Below are 4,969 nucleotides of genomic sequence, written 5' to 3' on the forward strand. Positions count from 1 at the left end.
GGGGCGACCGTCGCGTTCTCGAGCGACTGGCAGGTCGGCGAGATGGATCCGCTCGTGGGCATGTACTCCGCCGCGACCCGCGCCGGCCTCGACGGTTCGGATGCCTGGACGGTCGGGGAGCGCGTCGGCCTCGACCGGTCGCTCGAGGCGTACACGGTGCACGGCGCCCGCGCCTGGCACGCCGAGGCCTCGCTCGGCCGGATCGCACGGGGGATGCTCGCCGACCTCGCCGTGTGGTCGACCGACCTCTCCGGCCTCGAGCACGATCCTGCGGCGCTCCTCGACGCGCACGCCGAGCTGACCGTCGTGGGCGGGGGGATCGCCTACTCGGCGGGCGCCCTCGCCGAACCCGCAGGAGGCGAGGCGGCGGCCGACCCCGTCGCGGCGCGAGGCGGGCAGGACGACGCCCACGTGCACGCGCACTGACGCGGCGTGCCTCCGCCACGGCACGCATCCGCCCAGCGCACCACGCACCGCTGGGGCAGACTGGTCCCGTGCCAGCCGACGAGCCCGACCGCATCATCCACGCGGACAACCTCGACGTGCTGCCCACCCTGCCCGACGGCTCGTTCACGCTCGTCTACCTCGACCCGCCCTTCAACACCGGGCGCGCGCAGGCCCGGCAGGCGATGCGGCACGAGCGGGTGCTGCCGACGGATGCCGCCGAGCCCGCGGCATCCGGAACCATCACCGGGTTCGCGGGCAAGCAGTACCGGCGGGTACGGGGCGACCTGCTGCGCTACGACGACCGGTTCGAGGACTACTGGGGGTTCCTGGAGCCACGGCTCGCGGAGGCGTGGCGGGTGCTCGCCGACGACGGCACGCTCTACCTGCATCTCGACTACCGCGAGGCGCACTACGCGAAGGTGCTGCTCGACGCGCTCTTCGGCCGCGAGTGCTTCCTCAACGAGATCGTGTGGGCCTACGACTACGGCGCCAAGGCGAAGCGGCGCTGGCCGACGAAGCACGACACGATCCTCGTGTACGTGAAGGATCCCGACCGGTACTGGTTCGACTCGACCGCGGTCGACCGCGAGCCCTACATGGCACCCGGGCTCGTCACGCCCGAGAAGGCCCTGCTCGGCAAGCTGCCCACCGACGTGTGGTGGCACACGATCGTGTCGCCGACGGGTCGCGAGAAGACCGGCTACCCGACGCAGAAGCCCGAGGGCATCCTGCGCCGCATCGTGCAGGCCTCGACGCGCGAGGGCGACTGGGTGCTCGACTTCTTCGCCGGCTCGGGCACGACGGGCGCGGTCGCGGCCACGCTCGGGCGCCGCTTCGTGCTCGTCGACGAGAACCCCGAGGCCATCGCGATCATGCGCGCGCGGTTCTCGGAGATCGCGGGCGTCGAGTTCCAGGAGGGGGTCCGCAGGGCGGGCTGAGCGGATGCCGCGGCGCGGCGTCGTGGCCCTACGCCGACGCGCGCCGCACGAGGTGCGTGGGCATGATGTTGCGGCGGGGCACGTCGGCATCGCCCGACAGATGCCGCAGCAGCAGGTCGGCCATCTCGAAGCCCATCTGCTCGGACGGCTGGTGCACGGTGGTCAGCGGGATGGCCGACGACCTCGCGGCGGGACTGTCGTCGAAGCCCACCACGGCGATGTCGCCGGGCACCGATCGTCCGCGTTCGCGCAGCACGGACAGCGCGCCGGTGGCCATGAGGTCGCTCGCGACGAAGATGCCGTCGAGGTCGGGCACCCGGTCGAGCAGCCGCCGGGTGGCGGCGACGGCGCCGGCCGCCGTGAAGTCGGCGGTCTCGACGGCGTCGGTGGGCAGGTCGGCCTCGCCCATGGCGCGGCGGAAGCCCTCGAGTCGGTCGACACCCGCGGGCATGTCGAGGGGGCCCGAGATCGTGCCGATGCGACGGCGTCCGACGTCGACGAGGTGCCGGGTGCCGATGGCACCGCCCTCGACGTTGTCGACGTCGACGAAGATGTGGTCGCCGGGCTGCGACGGGCGGCCACCGTACACGAGGGGAAGCAGCATGTCGGCCTCGTGCTGCAGGTCGTCGCCCTCGTGGTGCGAGATCACGAGCGCGCCGTCGACGACGCCAGAGCGCAGGTACCGCACGGTCTTGTGGCCGGGATCGGTCGAGGCGACGAGCAGGTTGAGCAGGTACTCGCTCTCGTCGAGCCGCCTGGTGATGCCCTGCACGATCGCGGCGAAGTAGGGGTCGCCGAAGAACATGGCCGTGTCCTCGGGCACGATCAACGCGATCGCGCCCGAGGTGCGGCTGGCCAGCGACCTGGCGGCCCGGTTCGGCACGTAGTTGAGCTTGGCGATCGCCGCGTTCACGGCGGTGACCACATCGGGGCTCACCTTGGGGGAGCCGTTGACGACCCGGCTCACGGTGGCTCGCGAGACGTTCGCCTCGCGCGCGACCGCTTCGAGCGTCGGCGCGGTGGGTCGCGTCCGGATACCACTTCCCCCCTGCTGCATGGCGTTCAGTCTATTTCCGTCTCGGGGTGATGGCTGGCGGGGCTGGCCGTCAGCTCGACGGCAACGCGCGGTCGCGGATGACGGCGGCGTACGAGCGTCCGCTGTCCTTCACGGTGCGCTGCTGCGTGTCGTAGTCGACGCGCACGAGGCCGAAGCGCTTGTCGTAGCCCCACGCCCACTCGAAGTTGTCCATGAGCGACCAGTAGAAGTAGCCATGCACGGGCACGCCCTCGTCGATGGCGTCGAGGATCGCCCCGAGGTGCGAAGCCAGGAACTCCGTGCGCTCCACGTCGTGCACCACGCCGTCATCGCCGACGACGTCGTCGTAGGCGGCGCCGTTCTCGGTCACGAAGAGGCGAACGCCGGCGGATGCCGCGTAGTCCTCGTGCACGCGCACGAGCAGTTCGCGCAGGCCGTCGGGCTGCACCTCCCACTCCATCGCGGTCAGCGGCAGGTTCTGCGGGTGGTTGAACACGCCGTCGGCCGCGGGGAAGGGCGACCGGGTGGGCCGGTCGGTGGGCGCCTGGGCCAGCAGCGGGTGCTCGGCCGGGCGGTCGCTCACGTACTCGCCGTGGTAGTAGTTCACGCCCAGCGTGTCGATCGGCGTCGAGATCACCTCGAGGTCGCCCGGGAGCACGACGTCGCGGAGGCCGAGGTGGCCGACGTCGGCCATCAGGTCGCCGGCGTAGTGGCCGCGGAAGATCGGATCGAGGAAGAACCGGTTGAACTGGCCGTCGATACGCCGGGCCGCGTCCACGTCACCGGGGTGCGTCGGGTCGACGGGCTTGGCGACCGTGAGGTTCAGCGTGATGCCGAGCTCGAGCTCGGGGTCGCGTTCGCGCAGCGCCTGCACGGCGAGCCCGTGGGCGAGCAGCAGGTGGTGGCCGGCGGCGAGGCCGGCCGCGACATCCTGGCGACCCGGTGCGTGCGCGCCGCCCGTGTAACTGAGGAACGACGAGCACCACGGCTCGTTGAGCGTGGTCCACACGTCGACGCGGTCGCCCAGCGCCTCGTGCAGGTCGAGGGCGTAGTCGCGGAACAGGTAGGCGGTGTCGCGGTTGGCCCAGCCGCCGCGCTCCTCGAGCGCTTGGGGCAGGTCCCAGTGGTAGAGCGTGAGCCACGGCTTGATCCCGGCCTCGAGCAGCTCGTCGACGAGGCGCGAGTAGAAGTCGACGCCCTCTGGATTGACCGGGCCGCCGTCGGGCCGCACCCGCGACCACGAGGTCGAGAACCGGTAGGTCTGGAGTCCGAGCTCCTTCATCAGGGCGACGTCCTGCGGCATCCGGTGGTAGTGGTCGCAGGCGACATCGCCGTTGTCGGCGTTCACGACGGCGCCGGGCACGCGGCAGAAGGCATCCCAGATGGAGGCGGTGCGTCCGCCCTCGAAGGCGGCGCCCTCGATCTGGAAGGCTGCCGTCGCGGCGCCGAACAGGAAGTCGGAGGGGAACGGGCGCGTGAGCAGCGCGGGGTTCGCGAGGGTGTCGGTCATGGTGGTGGTGTCAGCTCCGAAGTCGATGGTCATCCCTTCACGGCTCCCGCCATGATGCCGCTCACGAGCTGCTTGCCCGCGAAGACGAAGAGGATGAGGAGGGGGATGGTGGACAGCAGCACGCCCGCGAGCACGATCGAGTAGTCGACGAAGTAGTTCGACTGCAGGAGCGAGAGCGCGACGGGCAGCGTGGGGTCGCTGCGGTCGAGGACGATGAACGGCCAGAAGAAGTTGTTCCAGGCCGAGACGAACGTGAACAGGCCGAGCATCGCGGCGGCCGGGCGGGCGGCGGGCAGCCCCACGGTGAGGAACGTGCGGAACGAGCTCGCGCCGTCGACGCGGGCGGCCTCGATGAGCTCATCGGGCACGGCCTGCTGCAGGTACTGCGTCATCCAGAACACGCCGAACGCGCTGGTGAGCGCCGGGATGATGATCGCACCCACGTTGCCGGTCCAGCCGAGGTCGGCGAAGAGGATGTAGAGCGGCACGACGCCCAGCTGGGTGGGCACCGCCATCGTGGCGACCACGAAGACGAGCAGCCACTTGCCGCCGCGGAAGCGGAGCTTCGCGAAGGCCCAGCCGGCCAGCGTGGAGAAGAAGACCACCGAGAGGGCGATGAGCGCTGAGCTGTAGATGGAGTTCCACAGCGCCTTCCAGAAGTTCACCGCCGGATCGTTGACGACCGAGATCGCGTTCGCGATGAAGTTGCCGCCGGGCAGCCACGACATGTTCGGGTCGCGGATGGTCGAGGCATCCCCCGAGCCGATCAGGAACGACCAGTAGAAGGGGAACAGTGCGGCGCCCAGCACGATCACGAGGCTCGTGTACACGAACCATCCGGGTCGCGACCCGCGCACGGGCCGGCGCCGGGCGGCCTTGCCGGCGTTGGGGATGTTCTCCTCGGCGATCGCGAGGGGAACGGGGTTCATGACGGTCATCGTGCCGCCTCCGGGGTCTCGAGGGTGGAGTCGGTGGCGCGGGCGGCGAGGTCGCGGCGGGCCGCGCGGGCGGCGGCGCGGCGCTGGCGCCCGCTCGCGG

5 protein-coding genes are annotated in these 4,969 nt (G+C 71.1%); 2 read left to right on the forward strand and 3 right to left on the reverse strand.

The window, feature by feature from the left end; translation table 11 throughout:
- Both AC1DY2_RS15245 and AC1DY2_RS15250 read left to right on the forward strand, forming a co-directional pair.
- Nucleotides 1–426 (forward strand): amidohydrolase family protein (locus AC1DY2_RS15245; RefSeq protein ID WP_476763196.1); only part of this gene is annotated, 426 nt, incomplete at its 5' end.
- Nucleotides 427–494: 68 nt separating this feature from the next.
- Nucleotides 495–1,385, forward strand: coding sequence for a DNA-methyltransferase (locus AC1DY2_RS15250; RefSeq protein WP_476763197.1), 891 nt, complete (start codon nt 495–497; stop codon nt 1,383–1,385).
- A gap of 28 nt (nt 1,386–1,413) precedes the next feature.
- Here the strand turns inward: AC1DY2_RS15250 and AC1DY2_RS15255 are convergent, their stop codons facing one another.
- The 3 genes from AC1DY2_RS15255 to AC1DY2_RS15265 are packed head-to-tail and all read right to left on the reverse strand — an operon-like array spanning nt 1,414 to nt 4,860.
- Nucleotides 1,414–2,442, reverse strand: a complete 1,029-nt coding sequence (locus AC1DY2_RS15255) for a LacI family DNA-binding transcriptional regulator (RefSeq protein WP_476763198.1) — start codon at nt 2,440–2,442, stop codon at nt 1,414–1,416.
- 49 nt (nt 2,443–2,491) lie between these two features.
- Nucleotides 2,492–3,931: a GH1 family beta-glucosidase gene (locus AC1DY2_RS15260; protein ID WP_476763199.1), complete on the reverse strand. Its 1,440-nt coding sequence runs from the start codon at nt 3,929–3,931 to the stop codon at nt 2,492–2,494.
- 29 nt (nt 3,932–3,960) lie between these two features.
- The gene (locus AC1DY2_RS15265) at nt 3,961–4,860 is read right to left on the reverse strand and encodes a carbohydrate ABC transporter permease (RefSeq protein ID WP_396133115.1); all 900 of its coding nucleotides are present in this window, start codon (nt 4,858–4,860) and stop codon (nt 3,961–3,963) included.
- Nucleotides 4,861–4,969 lie beyond the last annotated feature (109 nt).

The sequence above is a fragment of the Agromyces sp. P1_H4 genome, assembly GCF_056405255.1.

Coding starts and splice junctions, on each gene's coding strand:
- AC1DY2_RS15265 (WP_396133115.1), bottom strand. CDS start 4,860: ATGAACCCCGTTCCCCTCGCGATCGCCGAGGAGAACATCCCCAACGCC.
- AC1DY2_RS15260 (WP_476763199.1), bottom strand. CDS start 3,931: ATGACCGACACCCTCGCGAACCCCGCGCTGCTCACGCGCCCGTTCCCC.
- AC1DY2_RS15255 (WP_476763198.1), bottom strand. CDS start 2,442: ATGCAGCAGGGGGGAAGTGGTATCCGGACGCGACCCACCGCGCCGACG.